26 protein-coding genes are annotated in these 25906 nt (G+C 71.5%); 12 read left to right on the forward strand and 14 right to left on the reverse strand.

The features are described 5' to 3' along the window. Positions 1–96: 96 nt before the first annotated feature. From Val02_RS03740 to Val02_RS03770, 7 genes are all read left to right on the forward strand, one after another. Entirely contained in the window at positions 97–1101 is a 1005-nt protein-coding gene (locus Val02_RS03740) for a LacI family DNA-binding transcriptional regulator (RefSeq protein ID WP_203897396.1), read from the forward strand. 45 nt (positions 1102–1146) lie between these two features. Continuing rightward, positions 1147–1656 carry a hypothetical protein gene (locus Val02_RS03745; protein WP_203897397.1) on the forward strand — a complete coding sequence of 170 codons (510 nt, stop codon included), beginning with the start codon at positions 1147–1149 and terminating at the stop codon, positions 1654–1656. Positions 1657–1788: 132 nt separating this feature from the next. After that, positions 1789–3150, forward strand: coding sequence for an extracellular solute-binding protein (locus Val02_RS03750; RefSeq protein ID WP_203897398.1), 1362 nt, complete (start codon positions 1789–1791; stop codon positions 3148–3150). After that, a complete protein-coding gene (locus Val02_RS03755; protein ID WP_239152075.1) occupies positions 3147–4085 on the forward strand; it encodes a carbohydrate ABC transporter permease in 939 nt (312 codons plus the stop codon). The genes Val02_RS03750 and Val02_RS03755 overlap by 4 nt, the downstream gene beginning before the upstream one ends. A gap of 11 nt (positions 4086–4096) precedes the next feature. Further along, positions 4097–4975 (forward strand): carbohydrate ABC transporter permease, encoded by an 879-nt coding sequence (locus Val02_RS03760; protein WP_203897399.1) that lies wholly within the window; start codon positions 4097–4099, stop codon positions 4973–4975. Beyond that, entirely contained in the window at positions 4972–6567 is a 1596-nt protein-coding gene (locus Val02_RS03765) for a glycoside hydrolase family 13 protein (protein WP_203897400.1), read from the forward strand. Before Val02_RS03760 ends, Val02_RS03765 begins: the two co-directional genes overlap by 4 nt. Before the next feature lie 23 nt (positions 6568–6590). Then, entirely contained in the window at positions 6591–9383 is a 2793-nt protein-coding gene (locus Val02_RS03770) for a discoidin domain-containing protein (protein WP_203897401.1), read from the forward strand. A gap of 12 nt (positions 9384–9395) precedes the next feature. Here Val02_RS03770 and Val02_RS03775 read toward each other — a convergent pair whose 3' ends face one another. Together Val02_RS03775 and Val02_RS03780 are read right to left on the reverse strand one after the other, a co-directional pair. Then, on the reverse strand, positions 9396–9845 hold the full coding sequence (locus tag Val02_RS03775) for a hypothetical protein (protein ID WP_203897402.1): 450 nt from the start codon (positions 9843–9845) through the stop codon (positions 9396–9398). Positions 9846–9853: 8 nt separating this feature from the next. After that, positions 9854–10072 carry an alpha/beta hydrolase-fold protein gene (locus Val02_RS03780; protein WP_203897403.1) on the reverse strand — a complete coding sequence of 73 codons (219 nt, stop codon included), beginning with the start codon at positions 10070–10072 and terminating at the stop codon, positions 9854–9856. 171 nt (positions 10073–10243) lie between these two features. Here Val02_RS03780 and Val02_RS03785 point away from each other — a divergent pair, with 171 nt between their 5' ends. Next, positions 10244–11470, forward strand: a complete 1227-nt coding sequence (locus Val02_RS03785) for an MFS transporter (RefSeq protein WP_275415540.1) — start codon at positions 10244–10246, stop codon at positions 11468–11470. On the opposite strand, the gene Val02_RS03790 is transcribed toward Val02_RS03785, so the two are convergent. Beyond that, positions 11424–11879: a hypothetical protein gene (locus Val02_RS03790; protein WP_203897405.1), complete on the reverse strand. Its 456-nt coding sequence runs from the start codon at positions 11877–11879 to the stop codon at positions 11424–11426. The genes Val02_RS03785 and Val02_RS03790 overlap by 47 nt on opposite strands. Before the next feature lie 97 nt (positions 11880–11976). Here Val02_RS03790 and Val02_RS03795 point away from each other — a divergent pair, with 97 nt between their 5' ends. Then, positions 11977–12354: a VOC family protein gene (locus Val02_RS03795; protein WP_203897406.1), complete on the forward strand. Its 378-nt coding sequence runs from the start codon at positions 11977–11979 to the stop codon at positions 12352–12354. Between the two features lie 11 nt (positions 12355–12365). Here the strand turns inward: Val02_RS03795 and Val02_RS03800 are convergent, their stop codons facing one another. The 5 genes from Val02_RS03800 to Val02_RS03820 all read right to left on the reverse strand — a co-directional run bounded on the left by Val02_RS03800 (position 12366) and on the right by Val02_RS03820 (position 16692). After that, a complete protein-coding gene (locus tag Val02_RS03800; protein WP_203897407.1) occupies positions 12366–12875 on the reverse strand; it encodes a P-loop nucleotide/nucleoside kinase family protein in 510 nt (169 codons plus the stop codon). Between the two features lie 9 nt (positions 12876–12884). Next, on the reverse strand, positions 12885–13682 hold the full coding sequence (locus Val02_RS03805; protein ID WP_203897408.1) for an SDR family NAD(P)-dependent oxidoreductase: 798 nt from the start codon (positions 13680–13682) through the stop codon (positions 12885–12887). Positions 13683–13758: 76 nt separating this feature from the next. Continuing rightward, positions 13759–14931, reverse strand: a complete 1173-nt coding sequence (locus Val02_RS03810; protein WP_203897409.1) for a YncE family protein — start codon at positions 14929–14931, stop codon at positions 13759–13761. 51 nt (positions 14932–14982) lie between these two features. Next, positions 14983–15819 carry a hypothetical protein gene (locus tag Val02_RS03815; RefSeq protein WP_203897410.1) on the reverse strand — a complete coding sequence of 279 codons (837 nt, stop codon included), beginning with the start codon at positions 15817–15819 and terminating at the stop codon, positions 14983–14985. Positions 15820–15831: 12 nt separating this feature from the next. After that, positions 15832–16692 (reverse strand): hypothetical protein, encoded by an 861-nt coding sequence (locus Val02_RS03820; protein WP_203897411.1) that lies wholly within the window; start codon positions 16690–16692, stop codon positions 15832–15834. A gap of 31 nt (positions 16693–16723) precedes the next feature. Here Val02_RS03820 and Val02_RS03825 point away from each other — a divergent pair, with 31 nt between their 5' ends. The 3 genes from Val02_RS03825 to Val02_RS03835 all read left to right on the forward strand — a co-directional run bounded on the left by Val02_RS03825 (position 16724) and on the right by Val02_RS03835 (position 20319). Then, the gene (locus Val02_RS03825) at positions 16724–17731 is read left to right on the forward strand and encodes an NAD(P)H-dependent flavin oxidoreductase (RefSeq protein WP_203897412.1); all 1008 of its coding nucleotides are present in this window, start codon (positions 16724–16726) and stop codon (positions 17729–17731) included. A 138-nt stretch (positions 17732–17869) separates the two neighbouring features. Further along, positions 17870–18577, forward strand: coding sequence for a hypothetical protein (locus Val02_RS03830; protein WP_203897413.1), 708 nt, complete (start codon positions 17870–17872; stop codon positions 18575–18577). Between the two features lie 77 nt (positions 18578–18654). Beyond that, positions 18655–20319 carry a methyl-accepting chemotaxis protein gene (locus Val02_RS03835; RefSeq protein WP_203897414.1) on the forward strand — a complete coding sequence of 555 codons (1665 nt, stop codon included), beginning with the start codon at positions 18655–18657 and terminating at the stop codon, positions 20317–20319. A 65-nt stretch (positions 20320–20384) separates the two neighbouring features. On the opposite strand, the gene Val02_RS03840 is transcribed toward Val02_RS03835, so the two are convergent. The 6 genes from Val02_RS03840 to Val02_RS03865 all read right to left on the reverse strand — a co-directional run bounded on the left by Val02_RS03840 (position 20385) and on the right by Val02_RS03865 (position 25836). Further along, positions 20385–21917 (reverse strand): M28 family metallopeptidase, encoded by a 1533-nt coding sequence (locus Val02_RS03840; RefSeq protein ID WP_203897415.1) that lies wholly within the window; start codon positions 21915–21917, stop codon positions 20385–20387. A gap of 115 nt (positions 21918–22032) precedes the next feature. Next, positions 22033–23013 carry a YfaP family protein gene (locus Val02_RS03845; RefSeq protein WP_203897416.1) on the reverse strand — a complete coding sequence of 327 codons (981 nt, stop codon included), beginning with the start codon at positions 23011–23013 and terminating at the stop codon, positions 22033–22035. A gap of 72 nt (positions 23014–23085) precedes the next feature. Beyond that, positions 23086–23922: a class I SAM-dependent methyltransferase gene (locus tag Val02_RS03850; RefSeq protein ID WP_203897417.1), complete on the reverse strand. Its 837-nt coding sequence runs from the start codon at positions 23920–23922 to the stop codon at positions 23086–23088. Between the two features lie 38 nt (positions 23923–23960). Beyond that, the gene (locus Val02_RS03855) at positions 23961–24635 is read right to left on the reverse strand and encodes a histone deacetylase (protein WP_239152330.1); all 675 of its coding nucleotides are present in this window, start codon (positions 24633–24635) and stop codon (positions 23961–23963) included. Between the two features lie 5 nt (positions 24636–24640). Continuing rightward, positions 24641–25582, reverse strand: coding sequence for a tetratricopeptide repeat protein (locus Val02_RS03860; RefSeq protein ID WP_203897419.1), 942 nt, complete (start codon positions 25580–25582; stop codon positions 24641–24643). 62 nt (positions 25583–25644) lie between these two features. After that, a complete protein-coding gene (locus Val02_RS03865; RefSeq protein ID WP_203897420.1) occupies positions 25645–25836 on the reverse strand; it encodes a hypothetical protein in 192 nt (63 codons plus the stop codon). Positions 25837–25906 lie beyond the last annotated feature (70 nt).

The raw sequence follows: 25906 nt of genomic DNA on the forward strand, positions 1-25906 counted from the left end.
GGGTGCGTCGTGGCTTGCGTCCCGGCTTGCGCGAGATCGCCGAAAGCCATTCCGCAAGGATTGCAAGTTCTTGCATAGCTTGCGTACGATGCCGTCATGACGCGGCGGCTGGCAGAGGTGGCGAAGAAGGTCGGGGTCTCCGAGGCCACCGTCAGCCGGGTGCTCAACGGCAAGCCCGGCGTCTCGGAGGCCACCCGCGAGGCCGTGCTCACCGCGCTCGACGTGCTCGGGTACGAGCGGCCGACCCAGCTGCGCGGCGACCGTGGCCGGCTGGTCGGGCTGGTGCTGCCCGAGTTGCAGAACCCGATCTTCCCCGCGTTCGCCGAGGTGGTCGGCGGGGCGCTGGCCCAGCAGGGGTACACGCCGGTGCTCTGCACCCGCACGGCCGGCGGCGTCACCGAGGCGGAGTACGTCGAGCTGCTGTTGCAGCACCAGGTCTCCGGGATCATCTTCGCCGGGGGCTTCTACGCCCAGGCCGACGCGCCGCACGCGCACTACACCCGCATCCTGGAGCGCCGGCTGCCGGCCGTGCTGGTCAACGCCGCGATCGACCGGCTGGAGTTCCCCCGCGTCTCCTGTGACGACGCCGTGGCCGTCGAGCAGGCGCTCGGCCACCTGCTCGCCCTCGGGCACACGAGGATCGGCCTGCTGCTCGGGCCCGCGGACCACGTGCCGTCGCGGCGCAAGCGGGCGACGTTCACCGAGCTGGCGGGCGCGGCCGGGATCGACGCCGAGCTGGTCGAGCACGCGATGTTCTCCATCGAGAGCGGCCAGGCGGCGACGGCCCGGCTGCTGCGGCGCGGGGTGACCGGGGTGGTCTGCGCCTCCGACCCGCTCGCGCTCGGTGCGGTCCGCGCGGCCCGGCGCAGCGGCCGTTCCGTGCCCGGTGACCTCTCCGTCGTGGGCTACGACGACTCCGCGCTGATGAACTGCACCGACCCGCCGCTGACCACCGTGCGCCAGCCGATCGAGGCGATGGGTCGGGCCGCCGTCGAGCTGCTGGTGGGACAGATCGACCGGGCCTCCGTCTCCACGGACGAGCTTCTGTTCGAACCGGAGCTCGTGGTGCGCGGCAGCACCGGCCCGGCCGCCACCCGCTGACCCGATCCGCTGACGGGGCGCCCGCAAGCTCCCTACGCTGGTGGGATGCGGCTTCCGTGGCGTCGCCGGACCCCGGCGCCGGGCGAGGCGGCGGCGACGCTCGCGGCGATGTTCGCCGAGGAGGCGCGCTGCGACGGCCGGCTCGTGTACCCCGAACACCTCGACCGGTCCCGGCTGGACTTCTCGGTGAGCAGCCTGCTCGTGGTCGACGACTATCTCGACCACCTCCACGCGCACCGGCCGCCGGAGGTGATCAGCGGCGCGTTCGAGGGCGACGCGGAGTCGTCCTGGGGCCGCACCGTGATCCGCGCCGGTATGTACGTGGGTGAGGTCCTGCGCTGGAACAGCCGCCCCGGCTACGAGTGGCTGGCCTTCGACGCGGCCCGCGCGCGGTTCCCGGACTCCTTCCGCGACGTCGAGTGGAGCCTGTCGGCCTGCGCCGTGCTGGCGACGGCGGGGGGTGACCTCCTGGCGCCCGTGAGCAAGGTGCTGAAGTTCCTCGACAACGGTCGCGAGGACAGCGTGTACGCCTTCGCCGCCTACATCTGCCGGTAGCTGACCTGCGTCTTGGCGATTTTTTGCAGGGTTCTATTTACTTCTTGCGGAGCCTCGGCCTAACCTTCTGGGCACATCGAGGCCCGTGAGGGCTCCGTGCCACCCACCCTGCACCCCCTTGAAGGATCTGCCATGCAGAGACCCACCCTCTTGCGGCGCGGACTCCCGCTGCTGCTCGCCTCCGGGTTAGTGATCGCCGGCGCCGCCGCGTGCGGCGACAGCGACGAGGACTCCGCGGACGGCGTCACCACCATCACCGTCAACGCGCTGCCGCCGGAGACGGAGACCGTCAACCGCAAGAACTTCCTGGCCGACGTCGCGGAGTTCGAGAAGAAGTATCCGAACATCAAGATCAATGCCAAAGAAGGCAAGATGGACCCGAAGACGTTCAGCACCAAGCTGGCCGGTGGCCAGTTGGAGGACGTCTTCTACGTCTACTTCACCGATCCGGCGCAGCTCATCGCCAAGAAGCAGACCGCCGACATCACCCCGTACCTCAAGGACTTCCCGTCCGTGCAGAACCTCAAGCCGGACATCATGAAGGTGTTCAAGGACGAGAAGGGGAACGTCTACGGCCTGCCGTGGACCAACTACACGCTCGGCCTGCTGTACAACCGGGCGGTCTTCACCACGGCCGGCCTCGACCCGGACAAGCCGCCGACGACGTGGGCCGACGTGCGCACCGCCGCCAAGAAGATCGCCGACCTCGGTGACGGCTACGTCGGCTACGGCGACTACAGCAAGAACAACACCGGCGGCTGGCACTTCACCGCCGAGCTGTACTCGATCGGCGGCGACATCGCGGTCAAGAACGGCGACACGTGGAAGGCCGCGTTCAACAACGACAAGGGCAAGCAGGTCCTCCAGCAGCTGTACGACATGCGCTGGGTCGACAACAGCATGGGCAGCAAGCAGCTGCTCGAGTACGCCGACCTGCTGACGATGATGGGCTCCGGCAAGCTCGGCATGTACGTGGCCGCCGCCGACAACATCCCCACGATCGTCAACCAGTACCAGGGCAACTACAACGACTACGGCCTCGGCCCGATGCCCGGCGGCGTCAACGCGCTCGGCGGCGGCGAGGCGTTCATGTTCAACGCGAAGGCGTCGCCCGCCAAGCTCAAGGCCGGCATCACGTGGGTCACCTGGATGTACGCGAACGCCGACCGGCTGGAGTTCGACTACGCGCGCAAGAACGCCGACAAGGTGCCCGTCGGCCTGCCGCAGCCCAACCTCTTCACCGGTGCGGACGACGCCAAGCAGGCCGAGGCGGCCAAGAAGCACGGCAACGTGCCGACGCGGAACTACGCGCCGTTCGTCGCCGGCCTGGATAAGACGCCGCTGAAGCTCGAACCCCCGGCGGCGCAACAGATCTACGCCGTTCTCGACACCACGATGCAGGGCGTCCTGACGGACAAGAACGCCGACATCGGCAAGCTGCTCAATGAGGCCGAGAAGCAGGTGAACCAGATTCTCGCGGCAGTACCCAAGTGAGTGTGATCCAGCAGGAGCGGGTCGCCGGTCGCAGCACGCGGCCGGCGACCCCGCCGCTGACCAAGCGCCGCCGCAGGCTCGGCGACAACCTGCTCGCCTACGTGTTCCTCGCCGCGGCCCTCGTCTGCTTCGGGCTCTTCTCGTGGTACCCGATGGTGAAAGGCGTCGTCCTCAGCTTCCAGAAGGACTACCTCGTCACCGACCCCGAGTGGGTGGGCCTGGACAACTACCGCACGGTTCTCGCCGACCCGCTCTTCCTCACCGCGTGGTGGAACACGCTGAAGTTCACCGGGCTGGCGCTGGTCTTCGGCTACGCGGTGCCGTTCGGGATCGCCGTGCTGCTCAACGAACTGCGGCACTTCAAGGGCTACTTCCGCCTCGTGGTGTACCTGCCGGTGATGCTGCCGCCGATCGTGACCGTGCTGCTGTGGCAGTACTTCTACGACCCGGGGGCGGGGCTGTTCAACACCGTCCTCAGTGGACTGCACCTGCCGACGTCGGCGTGGACGCAGGACGCCGACACGGCGATGCTGTCGCTGGTGCTGGTGTCGACCTGGTCCAACCTGGGCGGCGCCACCATCATCTACCTCGCCGGCCTGCAGGGGATCCCGGGCGAGCTGTACGAGGCGGCGGAGCTGGACGGCGCGAACATCTGGCAGCGGCTGCGCCACGTGACGCTGCCGCAGATGCGGTTCCTGCTGCTGGTGATGCTGCTGTTGCAGGTCATCGCGACGATGCAGGTCTTCATCGAGCCGTTCCAGCTCACCGGCACCACGACGCCGTCGACAATCACGGTGATGATCCTGGTGTACCGGTACGCGTTCGCCGTCAACAACGACTTCGGGCTGGCCGCCGCGATGAGCGTGCAGCTGTTCATCGTGCTCGGGGCGTTCTCGGCGATATACCTGCGACTCACCCGCGACCGGAACGCGTGAAGGGCGAGGCGATGCGGACCCTGATCTCCGACAAGGACCTGAACCGACCGCGCGGCAAGGCGATCTACTGGACCGTCCTGACCCTGGTGACCGTCCTGTTCACGCTGGCGTTCGTCTTCCCGCTCTACTGGATGTTCGCCAGCGCGGTGAAGGCGCCCGCCGAGTACGCCGCGCCGGATCCGACGCTGATCCCCGAGTCGTTCCACCCCGAGGCCTATGCGAACGCCTGGACCCGGCTCGACGTCGCGCGGTACTTCTTCAACACCGCCTGGTACGCCCTCGGCGGCTGGCTGATCCAGCTCGTCGTCTGCGTCCTCGCGGCGTACGCGCTGTCGAAGCTGCGGCCGCGCTTCGGCAACCTGGTGCTGGGGGCGATGCTCGCCAGCCTCATGCTGCCCGCCTCGGCCCTGCTCGTGCCGGCCTACCTGACCGTCGTCGACGTGCCGCTGCTGCACGTCAACCTCATCGACACGCCCTGGGCGCTGTGGCTGCCCGCCGCGGCGAACGCGTTCAACGTGTACGTGCTCAAGCGGTTCTTCGACCAGATCCCGGACGACCTGCTCGACCAGGCCGCGATCGACGGCGCCGGACGGCTGCGAACGCTCTGGAGCGTCGTGCTCCCGCTGTCGCGGCCCGTCCTCGCGGTGGTCTCCATCCTGGCGGTCATCGCCATGTGGAAGGACTTCGTGTGGCCGCTGCTCGTCCTGCAGGACCCGCAGAAGCAGACGCTCAGCGTGGCGCTGTCGCGGATGGCCGGCATCGGGTCGTTCGTGCCGCCGACGGAACTGATGGCCGGGCTCGCCATCGCCAGCGTGCCGATGATCGTGGTGTTCCTGATCTTCCAGCGCCAGATCCTCGCCGGACTCTCCTCCGGCGGGCTCAAGGGATGAGGACTGTCATCAACACAGAACAGCCGTGGTGGCCCGGTGCCGCCATCTACCAGGTGTACATCCGCAGCTTCGCCGACGGGAACGGCGACGGCGTCGGCGACCTCGCCGGCCTGCGCGCCCGCCTGCCGTACCTCGCCGGGCTCGGCGTCGACGCCGTGTGGGTCACGCCGTGGTTCCCGTCGCCGATGGCCGACGGCGGGTACGACGTGGCCGACTACCGCGCCATCGACCCCGCGTTCGGCACGCTCGCGGAGGCGGAGAAGCTGGTCGAGGAGGCGCACTCGGTCGGCCTGCGGATGATTATCGACCTGGTGCCGAACCACTGCTCCAGCGAGCACGCGTGGTTCAGGGCCGCGCTCGCCGCGCCACCCGGTTCGGCGGAACGGGAACGCTTCGTCTTCCGCGACGGCGTCGACGGCGGGCCGCCCAACGGCTGGGAGTCCATCTTCGGCGGCCCGGCCTGGACGCAGGTCCACGATGGACAGTGGTACCTGCACCTGTTCGACACCGCCCAGCCGGACTTCAACTGGCACAACCCCGAGGTGCGGGCCGAGTTCCTCGACATCGTGCGCTTCTGGCTGGACCGCGGCGTCGACGGTATCCGCATCGACTCGGTCGCCGTGCTGCTGAAGGACTTCGCGCTCGGCCACCCCGAGTCGTACACGGATCGCGACGGCATCCACGACATCTACCGCGAGTGGCGGCGCGTCGCGGACACGTACCCCGGCGACCGGCTGCTCATCGGCGAGATCTGGCTGCCCGACCACGAACGCTTCAGCGCCTACCTGCGGCCGGACGAGCTGCACACGGCGTTCAACTTCGAGTTCCTCTGCTCGGCGTGGGAGGCCTCGTCCCTGCGGAAGGTCGTGGACGCCACGCTCGCCGCGCACGCTCCGGTCGCCGCGCATCCCACCTGGGTGCTGTCCAACCACGACACCACGCGCCACGTGACCCGCTACGGGCGGGCGGACACGACGTTCGCGTTCGGCGGTGCGCTGCACAGGAGTCCCACCGATGCGGCGCTCGGCACGCGGCGGGCCCGTGCGGCGGCGCTGCTGTCGATGGCGCTGCCCGGCGGCGTGTACGTCTACCAGGGCGAGGAACTCGGGCTGCCCGAGGTCGAGGATCTGCCGGACAGTGCGCGCCAGGACCCGATGTTCCACCGCACGAACGGCGTGGACGCCGGCCGGGACGGCTGCCGCGTGCCGATCCCGTGGTCGGGAACCGTTGCGCCGTACGGCTTTTCCCCTGCCGATGCGCACGCGCAGCCGTGGCTGCCGCAGCCGTCGGACTGGGCCGGTCTCTCCGTCGCGGCGCAGTCCCGACAGGAAGGCTCGATGCTGAATCTCTACCGCACCGCGCTCTCCCTCCGCTGTGACCTGGAAGCGCTCGGCGCGGGGGCGATCGCGTGGCGCGAGGACCTGCCCGAGGGCGTGGTGGCCTTCGACCGCGATCCGGGATTCACCTGCGTGGTGAATCTGTCGCCCGCACCGATCGACCTGCCGGCGCACAGCGAGGTGCTGCTGGCGAGTACACCCCTCGACGGCGACCGGCTGCCCACGGACGCCGCCGTCTGGCTTCGTCGCGCATAGCCCCTTTCGAAAGGACACCCCCCATGTCCAGACGCACCATGGCCGTGACCGGTCTCGCCGCGACACTCGTCGTGGCGGCCGGTGCGGTCGCGTTCCTCGCCGTGCAGGCGCCGCCCGCCCGCGCCGCCGGCTTGTCGCCGTTCGACATCCAGGGGCGCGGGGCCACCGTGCCCTTCGTCGAACAGGAGGCCGAGGAGGTCCCGCACACCGGTACGAAGATCGGGCCGGACCGCTACTACGGCACGCTCCCGTCGGAGGCGTCCGGCCGGGAGGCCGTCACCCTGGACGCCGTCGGCGAGTACGTCGAGTTCACCCTCACCGCGCCGGCCAACGCGATGACGTTCCGGTACAGCCTGCCGGACGGGCCGGGCGGGGTCGGCCGCGACGCGTCGATCGACGTGCGGGTCAACGGGAGCGTGCTGAGGAGCGTGCCCGTCACCTCGAAGTACGGCTGGTACTACGGCGCCTACCCGTTCACCAACACGCCGGGCCTGAATCCGCACCACTTCTACGACGAGGCGCGGACCATGTTCGGGTCCACGCTCGCCCAGGGGACGAAGGTGCGGTTGCAGGTCTCCTCGACCGCGCAGTCGCCGACGTTCACGATCGACCTCGCCGACTTCGAGGCCGTCCCGGACGCGAAACCCAAGCCCGCCAACGCCATCGACGTGGTCGCCGACTTCGGCGCCGACCCCGGCGGTGGGAGTGCCGACAACACGGCCAGGTTCCAGGCCGCGGTCGACGCCGGTCGGGCGCAGGGCCGTCCCGTCTACGTTCCCCGGGGGAACTACACGCTGTGGGACCACGTCGTCGTCGACGGCGTGACGCTGCAGGGCGCCGGCCCGTGGTACTCCGTCCTGGGTGGACGGCACCCTACCGAACGGAACCGGGCGGCCGGCATCTACGGCAAGTATGTGAGCGGCGGCGGCTACAAGGGCGGCATCCGTCCGCACGAGGCGAACGGCCCGAGCCGCAACGTCACCGTGAAGGACCTCGCGGTCATCGGCGACGTGCAGGAGCGGGTCGACGACGACCAGGTGAACGCGTTCGGCGGCGCGATGTCCAACTCGGTCATCGACAACGTGTGGATGCAGCACACGAAGGTCGGCGCGTGGATGGACGGCCCGATGGACGGGCTCACCATCCGCAACAGCCGCATCCTCGACCAGACCGCCGACGGCGTGAACTTCCACTGGGGCGTCACCAACTCCACCGTCACGAACACGTTCGTGCGCAACACCGGTGACGACGCGCTCGCGATGTGGGCCGACACCGTGCCGAACGTCAACAACTCGTTCACGTTCAACACGATCGGCGTCACGATCCTCGCGAACCACCTGGTGACCTACGGCGGGCGGGACATCAGGATCACCGACAACGTGACGGCCGACTCGGTCACCAACGGCGGCGGCATCCACGTCGCGAACCGCTACACCAACGTGCGCGGCGCCTCCGGCGTGCAGGGCACCGTCACCGTCGCCCGCAACACCCTCATCCGCAACGGCAACAGCGACTACAACTGGAACTTCGGCGTCGGCGCGATCTGGTTCAGCGGCCTCAACGAGGCCATCACGCAGGCCACCATCAACGTCACCGACACCGACATCCTCGACAGTTCCTACGCGGCGCTGCACTGGATCGAGGGCGAGGTGCACAACGTCAACCTGACGAACGTGCGCATCGACGGCGCGGGCACCTACGCGTTGCAGATCCAGGAGGCCGGCTCGGCGACGTTCACCAACGTGCGGGCCACGAACATCGCGCAGCCGAACCCGATCCACAACTGCAAGGGCAGCCTGTTCCGCATCACGCAGGGCGCCGGGAACTCGGGCTGGTATGCGGATCCGCCGTTCTGCGGCGACTGGCCGGCTCCGCAGTGGAACCACGGCCCGTCGACCCCGCCGTCCTCCGGCGGCCCCTCCAACCCGACGTCGCCCTCGCCGTCGCCGTCGAATCCGACGAACCCCGGCGGGAACCTCGCCCAGGGCCGGCCCGTCACCGCGTCGTCCACGAACGGCTCCTTCGCCGCCGGCAACGCGGTCGACGGCAACGCGAACACGTACTGGGAGAGTGCGAACAACTCGTTCCCGCAGACGTTCACGGTCGACCTGGGCTCGTCCGTCGAGAGTGGACGGATCGAACTGAAGCTGCCGCCGCCGTCCGCGTGGCAGGCCCGCACGCAGACCATCGAGGTGCTCGGCTCGAACGACGGGTCGAACTTCACCCGGCTCGTGGCGCCCACCGGCTACCGCTTCGACCCGGCGACCGGGAACACCGCCACCGTCGCGATCCCGTCCGGCAACCGGCGCTACCTGCGGCTGGCGTTCACCGGGAACACGGGCTGGCCGGCGGCGCAGCTGTCCGAGCTGGGCGTGTACCGGGGAACTTCGTTGCCGACCGGCAACCTCGCCGCCGGCAGGCCGGTCACGGCCACCAGCGCCACCCAGTCCTACGTCGCCGGCAACACCGTCGACGGCAACGCCGACACGTACTGGGAGAGCGCCAACAACGCCTTCCCGCAGTCGCTCACCGTCGACCTCGGTACGGCGACGGGTGTGGCGCGCGTCGTGCTGAAGCTCCCGCCGGCCGCCGCGTGGGCGGCCCGCACGCAGACCGTCGAGGTGCTCGGCTCCACCGACGGATCCTCCTACGGCACGGTGAAATCCGCGGCGGGGTACGGCTTCGACCCGGCGAGCGGGAACACCGTCACCATTACCTTCGCGGCCACCACACAGCGGTACCTGCGGCTGGCGTTCACCGGTAACACGGGCTGGCCGGCCGCTCAGGTGTCCGAGGTGGAGGCCTATTCGAGCTGACCGTAGCGGCGCTCAGTGTCGGCTCTCCGCCCAGGCCCGCCACTCGACCTCGGACGCGCGGTCGGCATCGGAACGGTCGGTGCCGGCCGCGCGGCGCTGTGCGGCCCCGACGAACGCGAACGCCGCGCGTGGCGCCGCGAGGGCCTCGGGACCGACGTGATCGGCCCCGTGCACGAGGTGGTACTCGTGGCCGATGTCGGCGTCCCACAGCGCGCGGTGCAGCTGCTCGGTCCCGTCGTGCATCCGGAACATGTCGCGGTCGCCGACCCGCAGGAAGATGGGCAGCCCGCTGGCGCGCACCGCGTTTGCGTTCGTGCGCAAGCGATGCAGCACGCTGTCGTCCTCCGCCATTGCCTCCTGGAGCTGAGCGAGCACGCCGAACGTGTTGCGCGGCCCGGCATTCTCCGGCAGCACGGCCGGGGCGATCGCGGCGATCGCCTGCCAGCGCTCCGGTGCGGCCATGGCCATTTTCAGCGCCCGTAACCACCCATCGACGACCCGACCAGCGACACCCTGCCGTCGGCGACGTCGTACTCGTCCACCAGGTGCTCGACGAACTCCTCCGCGACGAAGCTCTCCCAACGGCCGATGTAGAAGCCGCCGACCGTCGGCGTGGAGGCGCAGGCGACCGGTCCTACCCGGCCGGTCCGGGAACGGTATACGGCACGTCGCGCAACGCCGCACGCCACAACAGAGAACCCATGAGCGGGTACGCTACCGGCAGACAGAGGGGAGCCTCACATGCGTATCACCACCGGTACGGTCACCGCCGCTTCGCGCTGACCGCGTTTCTACGCCTTCCTCGGCGCGGAGCGGCGGCTTTCGCTGACCGTTTCCGTTTCGGCTTGAGGAGCTCTCCTTTGTGTGCCCATCTCGGTGGGAATTTCTCGAAACTGTGGGCCGCTTCGGCGGTGTCGAATCTCGGTGACGGGGTGACCATGGCGGCCGGTCCGCTGCTGGTCGCCTCGATCACCACCGCACCGGCGGCCGTCGCCGGTGCGGCGTTCGCGCAACAGTTGCCGTGGCTGCTGTTCGCGCTCGTGAGCGGTGCCTTCGTCGACCGGCTCGACCGGCGGCGGCTCATCGTGGCCGTCAATCTGTGCCGGGGGCTCGCGCTCGCGGTGCTGGCGTTCGCGGTGGTGCTTTCCGCGGTGTCGGTTCCGGTCGTGTACGTGGTGTTCTTTCTGCTGGGAACGGGGGAGACGCTCGTCGACACCGCGGCGGGCGCCCTTCTTCCGGCGATCGTTCCGGCCTCCGGGTTGGCGAGAGCCAACGCGCGGCTGTACGCGACGTTCACGATCGGGAACCAGTTCGTCGCGAAGCCTCTGGGCGCCTGGCTTTTCGGGGTGTCGGCGGCGGCGCCGTTCGGGTTCGACGCGGTCACGTTCCTGCTGGCCGCACTTCTCGTGGCGAGGATCCGGGTCGCGCCGGCACCCGCGCCGGCGCGTTCGTCGCTGCGGGAGGAGGTCGCCGAGGGGCTGCGGTGGTTGTGGCGGCACCGGCTGCTGCGCACCCTCGCGATGAGCATGGGGATCGGCAACGTCGCGTTCGGTGCGGCGTTCGCGGTGTTCGTGCTCTATTGCCGCGCGCGGCTCGGCCTGTCGGCCGTGGGGTTCGGGTTCCTGCTGACCGCGTTCGCGGTCGGGGGACTCGTCGGGACGGCCCTCGTCGAGCGGCTCACCCGCCTCGTCGGCGCCTCGGTGCTGCTGCGGGTCGGGTTGTTCGTCGAGGCGGCCACCCATGCGGTGCTCGGGTTCACCACCTCCGGGTTGGTCGCCTCCGCGGTGCTCGTCGGGTTCGGCGCGCACGCGATGGTGTGGGGCATCACGGTGGTGTCGTTGCGCCAACGGGTCGTGCCGGCGCACCTGCTCGGACGGGTGGGCGGCGTGTACTCGCTGCTGGACCTGGGCGGGGCGGCGCTGGGCACGCTGCTCGGCGGGCTGCTCGCGTCGATGTGGGGGCTGGCGGCGCCGTTGCGGTGCGCGGCGGCGGTGATGCTCGTCGTGGCACTGCTCGCGTGGCGGCCGCTGCGCGGCGCGGCTACCCGGGAAGCAGTTGCCGGGTCAGGCGTTCCAGGCCGTCCCTGATCAGCCGGCCGTAGTCGTCGTCGCCGAGCGCGTCGATCCCGGCCCGGGCCGCCGCGAGGTGTTCCCGGGCCGGGTCGAGCTCGCCGAGCCTGCGGTAGCACTCGGCCAGGTTCAGGTGCAGCGACGGGTACAGGCCGGCGACGGAGATCGGCACCCCGGCCGCGGCGACCCGTTCGTCGGTCAGCCGTGCGGCCGCCGTCAAGGCCCGCCGGTCCCATTCCAGTTCCGCGCGAACGTCGTCCTGCACGTCGGCCATCGAGTGCGCCAGCACGCACACGTGCAGCGGATCCCCCAGTTCCCCATCGATCTCGTCCCAGATCTCGGCGAACCTGAGCCGGGCCGCCGCACGCCGCCCCTGCCCGTGGTGCAGCGCCACCGCTTCGCCGATGCGCACCATCGTGGGATCCATGCTCGTCATCGTTCCCTACGGGCTGTGGCACGGGGGAGGGCGTGTCGCGCGACAGAACTTCCCTCGATCTTGAGGCGGGTGGGTCAGAATCGACGGCGTGTTGAGGCTGGGAGTGATCGCGCTCGGCGTGACCGACGTGCCGCGTGCCATCCGGTTCTGGACCGGGGCACTGGACTACCGACTGCACCCGGAAGGGTTCGGGGGGTGGACCAACGTGCTGGTCCCGCGCGACGGCGTGGGGACCCCGATCGCGCTGCAGACCAGTGTCGAGCCGCCGCCGGAGCACCCGCGGATCCACCTCGACCTGCACGTGGCCGACCTGGCCGAGCAGCGGGCGGAGGCGGAACGGCTGGTGTCGCTGGGCGCCGCACGGGTCGACTGGGACAGCTATCCCGACGACCCCGACTTCGTGGTGCTGGCCGACCCGGACGGGAACCGGTTCTGCATCGTCGACCTCGGTCACGTCCCGCGCTGAACCGCCGCCCGTCACGACACGGTCAGGTGGGCGAGTGCCCGCGCGACGTTGGCGTCCAGCGGCTCACACGCGTCGAGCACGAGGCGTTCGTCCTCCCAGGACAAGAAGCCCGCCCGGCGCGCCTCCACCGACTCCCACGTCGGCTCGCGGAACCCGGCGATGTCCCGCCGACGCGACTCCAGCCGCCTGCGGTGCAGCGCGCGATCGGAGCAGATCACCTCGATCCACCGCACCGCGAGGCCGTGCCGGGCGGCCAGCCCGCGCCACTGCGCACGCGCCTGCGACGCGTGGTTGACGGCGTCGACGATGACGTCCTGCTCCAGGGCGAGGATGTCGCTCGCGACGGCCCCGGCGGCGACGTAGGCGGCGAGGCCGGTGGGCTGTGCCCGGTCGACGCCGGCCCGCCACAGCGCCGCCTCGATCGGGTCGACCGACACGACCGGTGCCGGTAGGGCCCGGCCGAGGCGCTGCGCGACGGTACTCTTTCCGCTGCCGGGCAGACCGGACATCACCACCAGCACCGAGCGAGACTACGTGCCCGAGCCCGGCTCCGACATGCCGCGGTGCACCTTCGCGGCGACGGTCGCCGGGGTCACCTTGGCGGCGCCGGCCATCACCCGGTTCTTCATCGAACCGGCCACCACGTGGTCCTTGCCCTTCATCAGCGCCTTGAAGCCCTCCTCGGCGACGCGCGCGGGGTCGTCCTTGGAGCCCTGGCCGACCTTCGTGTCCGTCATGCCGGCCCGTTCGAAGAACTCGGTGTCGGTCGGCCCCGGCATCAACGCCGTCACGGTGACGCCGCTGTCCTTGAGTTCCTCCCGCAGTCCTTCGGAGAACGACAGCAGGAACGCCTTCGACGCCGCGTACACCGCCTCGAACGGCCCCGGCTGGGTGCCCGCGATCGACGACGTGAACAGGATGCGCCCGTCGCCGCGCGGCACCATGTCCCGCACGCACAGCTTCGCCAGGTGCACCGCGGAGCGCACGTTCAGGTCGACGAGGCTCAGCTCGGCGTCCAGGTCGGTCTCGGCGAACGGCCCACCGACACCCACTCCCGCGTTGATCGCCGCCGAGTCGACCGGCCGGCCGATCGCCTCCACGCGCGCCCACAGCGTCTCGACGCCCTCGAGGGTGGCCAGGTCGACCTGCACGGGGTGCACCTGCGCACCGGTCTCCTCGAGCTGCTGCGCGGTCAGCCTGATCTCCTCCCGCGAGGCGGCGACGACCAGGTCGTACCCGTGCTCCCCGAACTGTTTGGCGAGCTCGTACCCGATGCCGCTGGAGGCGCCGGTGACGACGGCGAGCGGACGGCTGCGCGGCGTTCCCATGATGGTGCTCCTTCCGTGTACCTCGTAGACACCTGCCCAATAGGGGGGCGGTTATGCGTCCAGGTACGACCGGGGGCTACCGCAGGATGCCGGTGTGCCCCAGGGAGTAGCGGCCCGGCTGCGGCCACACGCACAGCCCGTGCGGCTGCCCGCCGACCGGGATCTTCGCCAGCAGGTGGCCGTCGCCGGTGTCGAGCGCGTACACCTCCCGGTGGTACCGGCCGGAGAGCCACAGCACCTTGCCGTCGGCGGAGACGCCGCCCATGTCCGGGCTGCCGCCGCCGGGGATCTTCCACTTGTTGACGACGGTGCGGGTGGCGAAGTCCACGACGGAGACCGAGCCCTCGCCGCGGTTCGCCACGTACAGCACCTTGGAGTCGCGGCTCGGGTAGAGGCCGTGCGCGCCGTCGCCGGTGGCCATGAACGTCGGCTGGGTGAACGCCACCCCGTCGAGCAGCCAGACGCCGCCGGTCTGCATGTCGGCGACGTACCAGGTGCGGCCGTCCGGCGAGATCTTGATGTCCTGCGGCATCGGGTGGTGGCCGGGCAGCTTCAACTGCGCCACGACCTCCTGGCGCGCCACGTCCACCTTGAGGAGTTCGCCGGAGAACTCGCACGTGGCGATGAACCAGCGCCCGTCCGGCGAGAAGTCGACGTGGTTGACGCCGGCGCAGTTCACCGTCAGGGTCTTGCGGACCTCCATGGTGTGCGGGTCACGGAACACGATCTGCCTGCGCGCCTCCGCCATCACCACGGCGTACCTGCCGTCCGGAGTGAAGTACAGGTTGTACGGGTCGTCGACCGGCACCGGCTTGCCGAAGGCGCCCGTGGCCGGGTCGATCGGCACGAGGTCGTTGCCGTTGTTGTCGTTCACCCACAGGGTGCGCAGGTCCCAGGACGGCACCACGTGCTGCGGCCCGCGGCCGACCTTCTCCGTCCGGATCACCTTGAACGTCGCCGGGTCCACCACGGACACCGTGCCGCTGTCGAAGTTCGGCACGTAGACGCGGGCCAGGTGCGCCTTCACCGTGTCGGACAGCATGCCCGGCCGGCCCGCGGCGTACACGTCGGCCGTGTCGAGCGGCGCCGGCATGCCGGGCAGCCCGTCGTAGGGCGGCGGTGCGCTGGACGGGGCCGGCGGGACGGACGTCGGCGCCGGGTGCGCGGCGTGCTCGGCCCGGTCGTCCCCGCCGGAACATCCGGCGAGGGCCAGCAGCCCGGCGAGGGCGAGCGCGGTGAGGGACCTCATGAGGCCAGGACGGTACCGCCCGCCCACCCCGCCGTGGGGGCCAACGCCCGTTCAGAACCCGTTCGCGTGGATCCCCAGCGCGTAGGCGAGGTGCGGGGTGGTGGTGCCCTCGGCCCGGGCCCGCAGGTCGGCGTAGGTCGCCACGAGCAGCGGCGTCGTACAGGCCGCCGCGACGCCGCCGAACAGCGTCGTGAGCGTCGGGGCCAGGACCGTGATCAGCGTCTCGAGGGTGTCGAGGTCCGTGACGAAGAACGCGGACATCGCGGCGACCAGGCTGCCGAGCACCTGCGCGACGAGGAGGCCGACGAGGGTCAGTACGGCGAGCGTGACCGTGCGCGCCAACGCCGTCCCGAAGGAGGCGTGGAAGAGCTTGAAGCAGCGCGGGACGGCCGCCGAGCCGCGTTCGAACGCCACCACCGCCGGCAGCATCAGCACGACCAGCCCGACGTAGAGCGAGGGCAGCACCAGCAGGACGACGGAGACGGCGATCAGCAGCCCGGCCACGAACTCCCACGCGAACAGCGGCAGCGCCCGCCGCAGCGCGTAGCCCAGCGCCGTACCGACCCGCACCGGCGCACCGGCGGCGCGGGCGACGACCGCGTGCACCCCCGCGACGGTGACCACCGCCTGCGCCGCCAGCCGCACGGCGAGCCCGACGACGATGTACGACGTCGCGACGAGGATGGTGGGACCGTCGGTCACGACGCTCAACCGCCGGGCGGCCAGGAACAGCGGCACCTGCACCGCGGCGGCGACCAGCGCACCGACGAGGTGGACGGCGAGCAGGGGCCAGAAACAGCGGCCGAGCAGCCGGAGGCCGCGCGCCCACCACCCCCCGTAGTCGGGGCTGACCAACGGATCGGCGACTGCCGGGGCGGGGTAGTACATAGAGCCAGGACTCTACAGCCCGAGTTCCACCGCGAGGGTCGAGGAGGTGAGCGGCTCCGCGTGCGCGCGGATGTCGGCATAGGCCGTCAGCAGCAGCGGCGCGGTGAGGACGCCCCCGACGGCGCTGACCAGCCCGGCCGTGATCGCACCGCCGGCGAGGCCGGGCACCTCGACCATCGAGCCGAGCAGCCCGAGCCCGTCGCCGAACCGGGACAGCGCCTCGCCCGCCATCGCGAACCCGACGCCGACCAGCCCCGCGATGATGAGCCGGCTCGCCGCCACGTCCGTGCGGTGGTGGAACAGCCGGAAGCAGCGCACCAGCGCGCCACCGCGCTCGAACGCGACCACCGCCGGCAGGATCGACAGCACGGTGAGCACGTAGAGGACCGGGACGACGCAGGCGCACAGCGCGAGCAGCGCCAGCAGCCCGCCCAGGAACTGCCACCCGAGCAGCGGCAGCGCCCGCCGCAGCGCGTAGCCGACGGCGGCCCCGACGCGGGCCGGCCGGCCGAACGCCACCGACGCGGCGACGTGGATCGCGCCCACCGTCGTCACCGCCTGCACCCCGACGAAGACGGCGATCACCAGAAGCGTGTAGCCGCCGAGCGTGGCGAGCGTCGCCGCGTCGATCGTCTCGGCCCGCGGGTCGAGGTCGTCGGCGCTGCCGGCCGCCAGGAACAGCACCGGCGTCACGAACAGCGCCTGCGGGACGAGCCCGATGAGCTGGACCAGGAAGAGCGGTCGCCAGCCGGCCGAGACGATGCGCATCGCGCGGGCCCACCAGCCGCCGAGGTCGCCGCCGATCAGCGGGTCGCCGTAGGGCGGCGGTGGCGGCGGGTAGCCGTTCGGCGGCCCGCCCGGCCATTGATCCATGGCACGGCAGCGTACCTGCCAGACTGGCGTCATGACGTGGCGGGAGAACGGGCTGACGCGGCGCCTCGGGCTCGGCGTGCCGATCGTGCAGGCGCCGATGGCGGGCGGGTGGACGACGCCGCGGCTGGTCGCCGAGGTGTGCGAGGCGGGCGGTCTCGGGTCCGTCGCGGGGGCGATGCTGCCGCCCGCCGACCTGCGGGCGTTCGTGCGCGAGGTGCGGTCGTTGACGTCCCGGGCCTTCGCGGTCAATCTCTTCGCGCCCCTGCCCGCTCCTTCGGGGGAACGCCTTGAGCCCTGGGCCCGGCTGAGCGATCTGGCCGAGGTGCCGGCCCCGCGGGCGGCCGTGCCGTTCGAGGATCAGCTCGCCGTGGTGCTGGACGAACGGGTGCCGGTGTTCAGCTTCACCTTCGGGCTGCCGCCGCTGTCCGCACTGTCCTCTGTGGACACCGCGGACGGGGTGTTCGTCATCGGGACGGCCACCACCGTCGCCGAGGCGGTGGCGCTGGAGGAGGCGGGTGTGCACGCGATCGTCGCCCAGGGCTACGAGGCGGGTGGGCACCGCGGGACGTTCCTCGCCCCGGTCGAACGTTCGCTGGTGGGCACCGTGGCGCTGGTGCCGCAGGTGGTCGACGCGGTGTCGGTGCCGGTGATCGCCTCCGGCGGCATCATGGACGGGCGGGGGATCGCGGCGGCGCGTGCGCTCGGGGCACAGGCGGTGCAGCTCGGTTCGGCGTTCCTGCGAACGGAGGAAGCCGGCACGGGCCCGGAGTACCGCGCGGCACTGGGCCGCGACACCACCGTGACGAACGTCCTCACCGGCCGGCACGCCCGCGCGGTCCGCACCCCGCTGGTCGAACGCCTCGAGGCCTCCGGCGTCCGCCCGCCGGACTACCCGCTGCCCCGCCTGTTCCTGAAGGAGCCGCCGCTGCTGGTGGGACAGGCCGGCGCGATGGCCCGGGCGCTGCCGGCGCGCGAACTGATGGCGGCGCTCGCGGCCGAGACGGACCGAGCGATCGGCGGGATCTCGGGCGTGGCATGATGCCCCGGCGCGTTCATCGATCGCGCTGAGCGTCGGCTGTCGGTTGATCGGCGGGCGTCCCGGGCGGAAAGGCCGGTGACCCGTCGTCATCGCGCGTGGCATGATGCTCGCGCTCTGCACGGACGGGGGAGGAACGCGGTGCGCGCATCGATTGTGGTCACGGCGGTCGGCCTGGCGCTGCTGGCCGGCTGCGGCACGCCGGACGGGGACACCGTCTCGGTCGCCCGCCGGGCCGGCCCCGCCGCGTCCGCCTCGGGAGCCGCCGCGTCGCCGGCGCCGACCCTCGACCGCGCCGCGCTGGTCACCCGCAGCCGCGCGGCGATGGTGAAACCCGACGCCTACAAGGGTTTCGGCGTGCCGGCGACGGTCGAGAAGCAGCAGTACGACAACGACGAGGCGACCTCCCAGATCTGCGGCCTGTCGGTGATCGGCGAGAGCAACCTCACCCACGTGTCGAACTTCATCTCCTGGGACGGGCCGGACATCTACGTCCTGCACTTCACCCACGGGTACACGAAGCTGACCGGCAAGGAGGTCGTGGAAGCCGTGCGCCGCAACGCCTCCAACTGCACCACGTGGACCGAGCGGTACACCGACGGCGACATCAAGTACACGTTCCTCGAGACGTACGACCTCGGCGGGGTCGTCGCCGGCGCCGACGCCAGCTACGCGCGCTGCGACAACCTCAAGTTCGTCTCCGGCGACGACACGATCTACTGCGACGCGTTCATCGCCAAGGGGCCGCTGCTGACCCGCCTCTCGGTCACCTTCGGCTCGGTGCAGGAGACGAAGGCGAAGCTGAACCAGATGCTGCCGACGGCCGTCGCCGCGCTCGTCGCCGCCTAGGTTCCCGTCTCGGGGCTCCCGCCGGCACCGGAAAGCGTCAGAAGGCGCGTCGCGCACCATTGCCTCAGCAACGGCGGGTGCCGGCCGATCCCGAACGCGACGAGTACCAGCCGGAGCCGGGCGGAGTTGCCTCGATGTCGCTCACGCGGATGACCGTTGTCCAGAAGTTCATCACCGTTGCGCTCACCGGGCTGCTGGCGACGTTCCTGTCCGGTGGCATCGCGGTCCTGGGCTTTCTGACCCTGACGGAGGAGGCGGAGGACGTACGCCTGATCGAACAGCTGGACCGGCGGCTCGAACAGCTGGACCGGCAGGCGACCGAACTCGCCGCCGTGGCGTACCGGACGGCGGCCGCACCGGATCCGGCCGCCGCCCGTTCGATGATCGAGCAGACCGTCGCGGAGGCCGGCGCGGCGCTGGATCGCGCGACGGCCGCCGCCGACCTGGTGGCCGCCATGGACCTCGACGCAGGTCGCCTGGACATGCGCGGGGAACTCACCGCCGTGCGGACCGATCTCGCGGCGTTCAGCGACGTCGTGACGGCCCGACCGACCTCGGCCGGGGCGTCGGCGACCGGCGACGTGATCGACCGGCACCGCAGCGCCGTCGGCGACCGGTTGCGGACGATGATGAACAGGGTCGCCTCCGCGGCCCGGGCCGCCCGCGCGGATCTCGCCGAGACCTCCCACGATGCCCTCATGATCATCGGCGGCGCGGTGATTCCGCTGGCGAGCGTCTATCTCGTTGTCTGCGTGCTGGTCGCACGTTCGGTCGTGCGCCCGGTGCGGCGGGTCCGGAGGGTGCTGAACGCCATGGCCGGCGGCGACCTCACCCACCGGGTGGGCGTCCGGGGCCGGATCGGGATCCGGGGCCGGGACGAGGTCGCCGAGATGGCCCGGTCGCTGGACATCGCGCTGGACAGCATCGGCGGTTCGATCCGGGCGGTCGGCGACAGTGCGAGCCGCCTCGCCGACGCGGCGCACGGCCTGTCCGAGGGCAGCAGCGCCATCGCCGGCGCCGCCACCCGGACCAACGGTCAGGTCGCCGACGCCTCGTCCGGATCGCGCGACATCTCCTTCCACGTGACCAGCCTCGCCACCGGAAGCGAGGAGCTGGGCACGTCGATCGGCGAGATCTCCCGGCGGGCGAGCGACGCGGCCGAGTTCACCTCGGAGGCGGTGCGCGAGGCCGGCTCCGCCGACGAGAAGGTCGAGCAGCTGGGCGTCTCCTCCGACGAGATCGGCAAGGTGCTAGACCTCATCTCCTCCATCGCCCAGCAGACGCACCTGCTCGCGCTGAACGCGACCATCGAGGCGGCGCGGGCCGGGCGGGCCGGGGCCGGGTTCTCGGTCGTGGCCGCGGAGGTCAAGGAACTGGCGTCGGAGACCGCCGGCGCGACGGAGCAGGTGCGTCAGCGGGTCACGGCGATCCAGGACGACAGCGCCGCCGCGGCGGCCGCGATCCGACGCATGGTGACCACGGTGGAGAAGATCAACGATCACCAGGACGCGATCGCACGCGCCGTCGGCGAACAGGCCACGACCACCGCGCAGATGAGCCGGAGCGTGTCGGAGGCGGCCGGCGGGGCACAACGCGTCGCCGGCAACCTGGTCACCGCGGCCGGCGCCACCGTCGAGACGGCCGAGATGGTCAAGGCCACCGACCGGCGGATCGGCGAACTCGCCACGATGTCGCAGGAACTGCGCGCACTCGTCGGCAGGTTCGTCATCGACGCGCCGTGAACGGCCCCGGGCGGGCCGCGTGCTGAGGCCTCCGGCCCGCCCGGGAACGTGCGGCCGCGGCGCCGTCAGACGATCCGCGCGATCCGCACGTCGTCCACGGCGGCCTCGACGAGGCTCGCCCCGCTCGCGTCGGTCACCTCGACGAGGATGCGCACGCTCTGCCCGGCGAACCCGCTGATGTCCACAGTGGACGAACCCCACGCGGCGGCCCGGGTGCTCGCCGCGCCGGTCACGTTCAGCACCGTCGTCGTGGTCGTGCCGACGACCCGCACGCGGAAGAAGTCGGCGCTGCTGGAGTTGTTCAGGTGCGCCAGGTACCAGGAGAACGAGAGCTGGAGCGTGGCGCCGGCGGGCAACGCGACCGCCGGGCTCCGCACCGAGGTGAGCCCGCCGTCGACGTCGAAGTCGCCGGCCGTGCTGCCGGCCGAGGCGCCGGTGACGAGGTCGTTCGTGCCGCTGACCGTGGTGCCGAGCTGGGTGGCCGTGCCGCTGGAGGTCGTGGCGGCCGGGTCGCCGCGCTCCCACGCCCCGGTGGTGGCCGTGTCGGTGCCGGACGGGTTCGTGGTCCAGCCGGTGGCCGTCTCGAACGAGTCCGACCAGACCGTCTCCGTCGCCGGCGGCGCGGCCGACAGGGTCCAGACGGCGTGCGCGATCGCGTCGGCGTTGCGGTCCAGGGCGGTGTCGTTGACGTTCGACGTGGTGTCGCAGGCGCGGTGGTAGCACGGGTCGAACGCGCTGCCGGCCGTGCCGCCCCACTTCGTCGCCTGGGCGCTGGACTTGGTGCCCTCGGCGCCGGTGAACGTGCCGCCGGCGGCGATGCCGACCGAGATGAACGGGCCGTAGTCGGAGCGGCCGTCGAAGTCGGTGTCCTCCATCGGCACGTTGATGCCGGTGAAGTAGCTGCGGATGACGTTCTCGATCTCGGTCGAACCGGCGGGTCCGGGCCCCGCGCCGGTGCCGGCCGAGTTGTCGCCGTCGTAGACGAAGTAGCCCGGGTTCGGCGAACCGACCATGTCGAAGTTGAGGTAGCCGGAGATCTTCGCGCGGTCGGCGGTCGGCAGGTTGTTCACGTAGAACTGGGAGCCGCGCAGGCCCAGTTCCTCGGCGCCCCACCAGGCGAAGCGCAGGTGCTTCGCCGGCTGGAAGCCGCTGCTGGCAACGGTTTTGGCGACCTCGAGGATGGCGGCCGAGCCGGTGCCGTTGTCGTTGATGCCGGGGCCGGCCGTGACGCTGTCGAGGTGCGCGCCGGTCATCAGCACCTGGTTCGGGTCGCCGCCCGGCCAGTCGGCGATGAGGTTGTAGCCCGTGGCGCTGTTGTAGGTGAACTGCTGCACGGTCGTGGTGAAGCCGACGGCGTCGAGCTGCGCCTTCACGTAGTTGATCGACGCGAGGTACCCGGGGCGGCCGTGTGCCCGGTTTCCGCCGTTGGCGGTGGCGATGCTCTGCAGCTGGGTGAGGTGCGCCTTGACGTTCGACAGGGAGATGTCCGGCGCGGCCTGAACGGTGACCGGCGCGGCGACGGCGGGTGGGGTCGCCACCGGCGCCAGGGCCAGGACCGCGACGGCGCCCGCACGGAGGGCGTTGCGCAACAGGGGCATGGAAGCTCCTCTATGGCTCGGGTGCGCAAACCCTAAAGCCGGGGCCACCCGCCCCGGTACCCTCTGTGTCCACCCGCTCGCGGCCCGGGTCCCCGCGCCCGGGCCGCGACGGCGGTCAGGTGACCGTGAAGGTCGCGATCTCCTTGCCGGCGCCCTTCTCGCCCTCGTCGCCCTTGCCGGTGAACGTCCCGTTGTAGGTCTTCGCGGGCTGGCCGCCGACCCGGACCGTCACGACGTAGTTGGTCTTCGCCTCGTCGCAGTTGGACCAGTAGTCCACGCGCACCGTGTAGGTGCCCGGCGGCGCGTCGGTGAAGGTGATGTTCTCGTTGTTGGTGTTGTCGATCTCGCACTCGGCGTTGGAGTCGAGGTCGAGTTCGCCGCCGGAGGCCGACCGGTCGTGGTCGTAGTAGATCTCCTCGCCGCTGGCGTCGACGACGTGCAGGTCGACGTCGCTCGCGGCGTCCCAGGAGACGCTGACCTGCACCTCACCGGTGCCGACCTGAACGGCGTCGACGGCCTGCCGGCCGAGCACGCCCTGCACGCCGCTCGCGTCGACGGCCGCGTAGAAGAAGACGAACGCCGACGAAGGCAGGTTCTGCTTGAGGCTGACGACGATGTCGGCCTCGGCGACCGCGGAGGGCAGCGCGATCTCGAAGTAGCCGCGCTCCGGGTTGGCCGAGGCGGCCTCCGCCGGTGCGGACGGGGCCTGGGTGCGGGGCCGGCCGCTGCGGCTCGCGCTCGGGGTCGGGGCCGCCGCGCTCGCCGACGGGGCGGGGAGGGCCTTGATGCCGAGGCGCAGCTTGCCGAAGGGCGCACTGGCCTTCACGGTGTCGCGGGTGCTGCCGCCGTTGACGGCCTTGGCGACGCCGGCGACCTCGATCGTGGGGCCGTTGCCGGCGCCGGCCTGCAGCGGCTTGTTCTGCAGCTCGGCCTTTGCCGAGTCCTGGCCGACGACGGCGACGGACTCGACGAAGTCGCCGATCACCGGCGGGGGCAGTTCGGGTGGGTCGGGCAGAAGCGGGGTGTTGCACGCGGCGAGCACCAGCGCGGTGACCGCGAGGACAGCGGCGACACCCCTAACGCGGGGAAGATTCACGCAGTGGAACGTAGGGGACGATCGCAACTGTTCCGCACGCAGGCCCCCCAACGGACCTCGATGTCTGCCCCGTTAGTCCGTCGGCAGGGGCATGCCCTCGTCGTAGCGCCGCGCGAGCAGCCGGATCCGGTCGCCGAGCCGGGGGTGGGACATGCTGCGCGTGCCGGCCGAGACCCAGTCGGAGAGGAAGAGCCGGCGCGCGTGGCGGATGCGGTGCCCGCGCGGGCGGTAGAAGCGTTCGAAGACGGTGTCGCAGTCGACGACCCGGAAGCCGCAGTCCACGACGAGGCCGATCAGCGTCTCCGGGGAGAAGTGCCAGCGGTGCACGTCGGGCGCCCACGCGGGCCAGGCCGCGCCCTGCCGTCCGGCGGCGGCGGAGGCGATGTTGGGCACCTCCAGGCAGAGCCAGCCTCCGGGCGCCACGGCGCCGCGGGCCACCTCCAGGAATTCGCGCGGGTTCTCCACATCCGGGAGAACGTCGAACGCGCACACGACGTCCACCTCGTCCACCGTCGCGGCGAGGGTCTCGAAGTAGCCGTGGCGCACCGGTGCGCCCATCATCTCGTTGGCGTAGCGGGCGGCCTCCCGGGAGACGTCGATGCCGGAGGCGTCGATGCCGGCGCGGCGGGCCGCCACGACGAAGTGGCCCTCGGCGCAGCCGGCCTCCAGGAGCGTCGCGGGACGGGCCACGGCGGTGATCCGGCGCAGCCGCCGGTCGGCGACGAGGCGCCGCAGGTCGTCGTCCTCCTCCGGCAGTTCCGCGTAGAGGCGGGCCGGGGAGGGGAGTTCGGCGGTGGTGCGGCCGAAGCCGCAGGAGACGCACTGCTGGACGGTGCCGTCGAGGAGCGGCCGGTGCGGTCGGGGGCCGCACAGTACACAGTGGACGGTCGCGGAGATGCTCGTGGTCATGTGCTCGTCCTCTCTGATGTGAGCGGGCTGCACCTTCACTATGCGGCCGTTTCATGCCTGAACCGGGCAAAACGCGAAAATCGGCTCTCCTCGGCACGGACGGCCCGCGCGGCGATCCGGGCGACCCGTGCGCGGGACCAGTGGCCCGCCACCCCGGGGCGGCTCGTCAGGTAGTCGGCGATGCGGGCGGCGTTCCAGCGGTGGGCCTCGTGCAGTCCGCCGGCCAGCATCGCCAGGTAGCGCGGCGCGGGCGGGTTGGGCGTCACGTCGGCCGCCGACCACGGGGCGGTGAACGTCAGCACCGGGAACCCGGCCCGCGTTCCGGCGCGCACCAGCGTCTCGTAGCGGCCGTCACCCAGGACCGCCCGGCCCGTCGCGACCGCCTCGGCGAGCCGTTCCGGACCGATGCCGGGCGGCGGGCGGTGCATCTCCTGCGTGGCGATGTCCAGGAACTGCCGCCCCGTCACCAGGTACCCGCGGGCGGCCGCCACCCCGGGCAGCGTCGGGTCGTAGAACGCGATCCCGCCGGTCCACGTCACCGACTCCCACGCGAAGTGGATCCCGCCGGGCAGCAGCAGCGGGGCGGTGCGCCGCGGCGGGCGGGTGTCCCGGCAGCCGGGGCAGGCCCGCAGGCCGCCCGGCGGCGTGCCCCCCGTCAGGTAGAACCGGAACCGCGCGGCGTGCATGTTCGACCCGTACGCCGCGTACCACACCCCGCTCAAGTGACGCGGGTAAGGACGAGGTCGAAATCCTTGTGCCAGTTCTGCCCGTCCCGGCACATCTCCCAGTAGCCGGTGATCGTGTTCCCGTCCGCGCTCAGCCGCCCGGTGTAGCGCTGCGCGAAGCCCGGCTGATCCCGGCTGAGGGTCCACACGCCCGCGGAAAGACCCATGGCGTACACCCGGTGCACGCCCCGCGCGTCGGCGTACAACTGCGTGAACGCACCCGTCCCGTCGTCGATGCCGATCACCGAGGAGGTCGGCATGGGGGAGTTCTCGATCCAGGCCGGCGGCGGCGTGAAGTCCTCGGCCGGGATCGACTCGGCCCGCTGGACCAGATGCGTCCCACCCGGCAGCCACCCGAACGTCGTCACGCCCACCATCACCGGCGCGCCGTCGACCTCGGCACGCATGCGCCACGTGCCCACCAGCGGGGCCAGCGGTGCCAGCGCGGGGCTGACGGTGGGCTCGGCGACCAGTTCGGCCACGTAGTCGCGCAGCGCCCGCCCGTACATCGTCAGGTGCGGCACCAGCGCCGTGAGCGCCGTCGCGACGGCCTCCCGGTCCCGGCCGGAGTCCAGCAGCGCCAACGCCAGGAACGCCCGCACCTCGTCGGCGAGCGGCTCATCGCGCGCCGTCTCGGCCCGCAGCAGCGCGACGCTCTCGCTGAGGCGTCCCACGTTCCGCAGCGAACTGGCCAACTGGATCACGGCCTGGCGGCGCCGCTCCCCGGCGAGTCCGGCGGCGAGCGCGCGCTCGTAGAGGGGGATCGCCTCGGCCGGCCGGTCGGTCCCGTCGTACGCCCCGCCCAGCTCGAACGGCCCCACCGGATCGTCCGGGTCCAACTCGGCGACCAGGGACCGGATGCGCGCCACGATGTCGGCCTCGGGGGTGTTCGCCCAGACCTCGTCGACCCGGGCCTGCCACTCGGCTGTGCTCATCGGCCCAGCCTCGCAGATCAGCCGCGCCCGCGCCGGGAACGACCCGGCACGGGCGCCGGGCATCAGAGGTAGAGGTCGATGCCCTTCTTGTCGTTGATCAGGTTGACGACCTTCGTCGGAAGGTCCACCTGCCGGATCGCCTGGAGCAGGTCCGCCTGGGCGTTGACCTGTGCCTGACGGGCGGCCGGGTCCGGCGTACGACCGGCGGCCGCGACGAGGCCGAGGGCGTTGCCGGAGATCGAACTGACAGACATGCGTGACCACCTTCGTGAGCGCCGGCGCGTGCCGGCGGCGACAGTTGTCACCCACTCCTGTCGGACGGTC

The sequence above is a fragment of the Virgisporangium aliadipatigenens genome (assembly GCF_016863615.1).
Taxonomy (GTDB): Bacteria; Actinomycetota; Actinomycetes; order Mycobacteriales; family Micromonosporaceae; genus Virgisporangium; species Virgisporangium aliadipatigenens.

What these genes read in the sequence shown, in the direction of transcription:
- Val02_RS03740 (WP_203897396.1), top strand. Translation starts at nt 97, where the DNA reads ATGACGCGGCGGCTGGCAGAGGTGGCGAAGAAGGTCGGGGTCTCCGAG.
- Val02_RS03745 (WP_203897397.1), top strand. Translation starts at nt 1,147, where the DNA reads ATGCGGCTTCCGTGGCGTCGCCGGACCCCGGCGCCGGGCGAGGCGGCG.
- Val02_RS03750 (WP_203897398.1), top strand. Translation starts at nt 1,789, where the DNA reads ATGCAGAGACCCACCCTCTTGCGGCGCGGACTCCCGCTGCTGCTCGCC.
- Val02_RS03760 (WP_203897399.1), top strand. Translation starts at nt 4,097, where the DNA reads ATGCGGACCCTGATCTCCGACAAGGACCTGAACCGACCGCGCGGCAAG.
- Val02_RS03765 (WP_203897400.1), top strand. Translation starts at nt 4,972, where the DNA reads ATGAGGACTGTCATCAACACAGAACAGCCGTGGTGGCCCGGTGCCGCC.
- Val02_RS03770 (WP_203897401.1), top strand. Translation starts at nt 6,591, where the DNA reads ATGTCCAGACGCACCATGGCCGTGACCGGTCTCGCCGCGACACTCGTC.
- Val02_RS03775 (WP_203897402.1), bottom strand. Translation starts at nt 9,845, where the DNA reads ATGGCCGCACCGGAGCGCTGGCAGGCGATCGCCGCGATCGCCCCGGCC.
- Val02_RS03790 (WP_203897405.1), bottom strand. Translation starts at nt 11,879, where the DNA reads ATGGATCCCACGATGGTGCGCATCGGCGAAGCGGTGGCGCTGCACCAC.
- Val02_RS03805 (WP_203897408.1), bottom strand. Translation starts at nt 13,682, where the DNA reads ATGGGAACGCCGCGCAGCCGTCCGCTCGCCGTCGTCACCGGCGCCTCC.
- Val02_RS03810 (WP_203897409.1), bottom strand. Translation starts at nt 14,931, where the DNA reads ATGAGGTCCCTCACCGCGCTCGCCCTCGCCGGGCTGCTGGCCCTCGCC.
- Val02_RS03815 (WP_203897410.1), bottom strand. Translation starts at nt 15,819, where the DNA reads ATGTACTACCCCGCCCCGGCAGTCGCCGATCCGTTGGTCAGCCCCGAC.
- Val02_RS03820 (WP_203897411.1), bottom strand. Translation starts at nt 16,692, where the DNA reads ATGGATCAATGGCCGGGCGGGCCGCCGAACGGCTACCCGCCGCCACCG.
- Val02_RS03825 (WP_203897412.1), top strand. Translation starts at nt 16,724, where the DNA reads ATGACGTGGCGGGAGAACGGGCTGACGCGGCGCCTCGGGCTCGGCGTG.
- Val02_RS03840 (WP_203897415.1), bottom strand. Translation starts at nt 21,917, where the DNA reads ATGCCCCTGTTGCGCAACGCCCTCCGTGCGGGCGCCGTCGCGGTCCTG.
- Val02_RS03850 (WP_203897417.1), bottom strand. Translation starts at nt 23,922, where the DNA reads ATGACCACGAGCATCTCCGCGACCGTCCACTGTGTACTGTGCGGCCCC.
- Val02_RS03860 (WP_203897419.1), bottom strand. Translation starts at nt 25,582, where the DNA reads ATGAGCACAGCCGAGTGGCAGGCCCGGGTCGACGAGGTCTGGGCGAAC.
- Val02_RS03865 (WP_203897420.1), bottom strand. Translation starts at nt 25,836, where the DNA reads ATGTCTGTCAGTTCGATCTCCGGCAACGCCCTCGGCCTCGTCGCGGCC.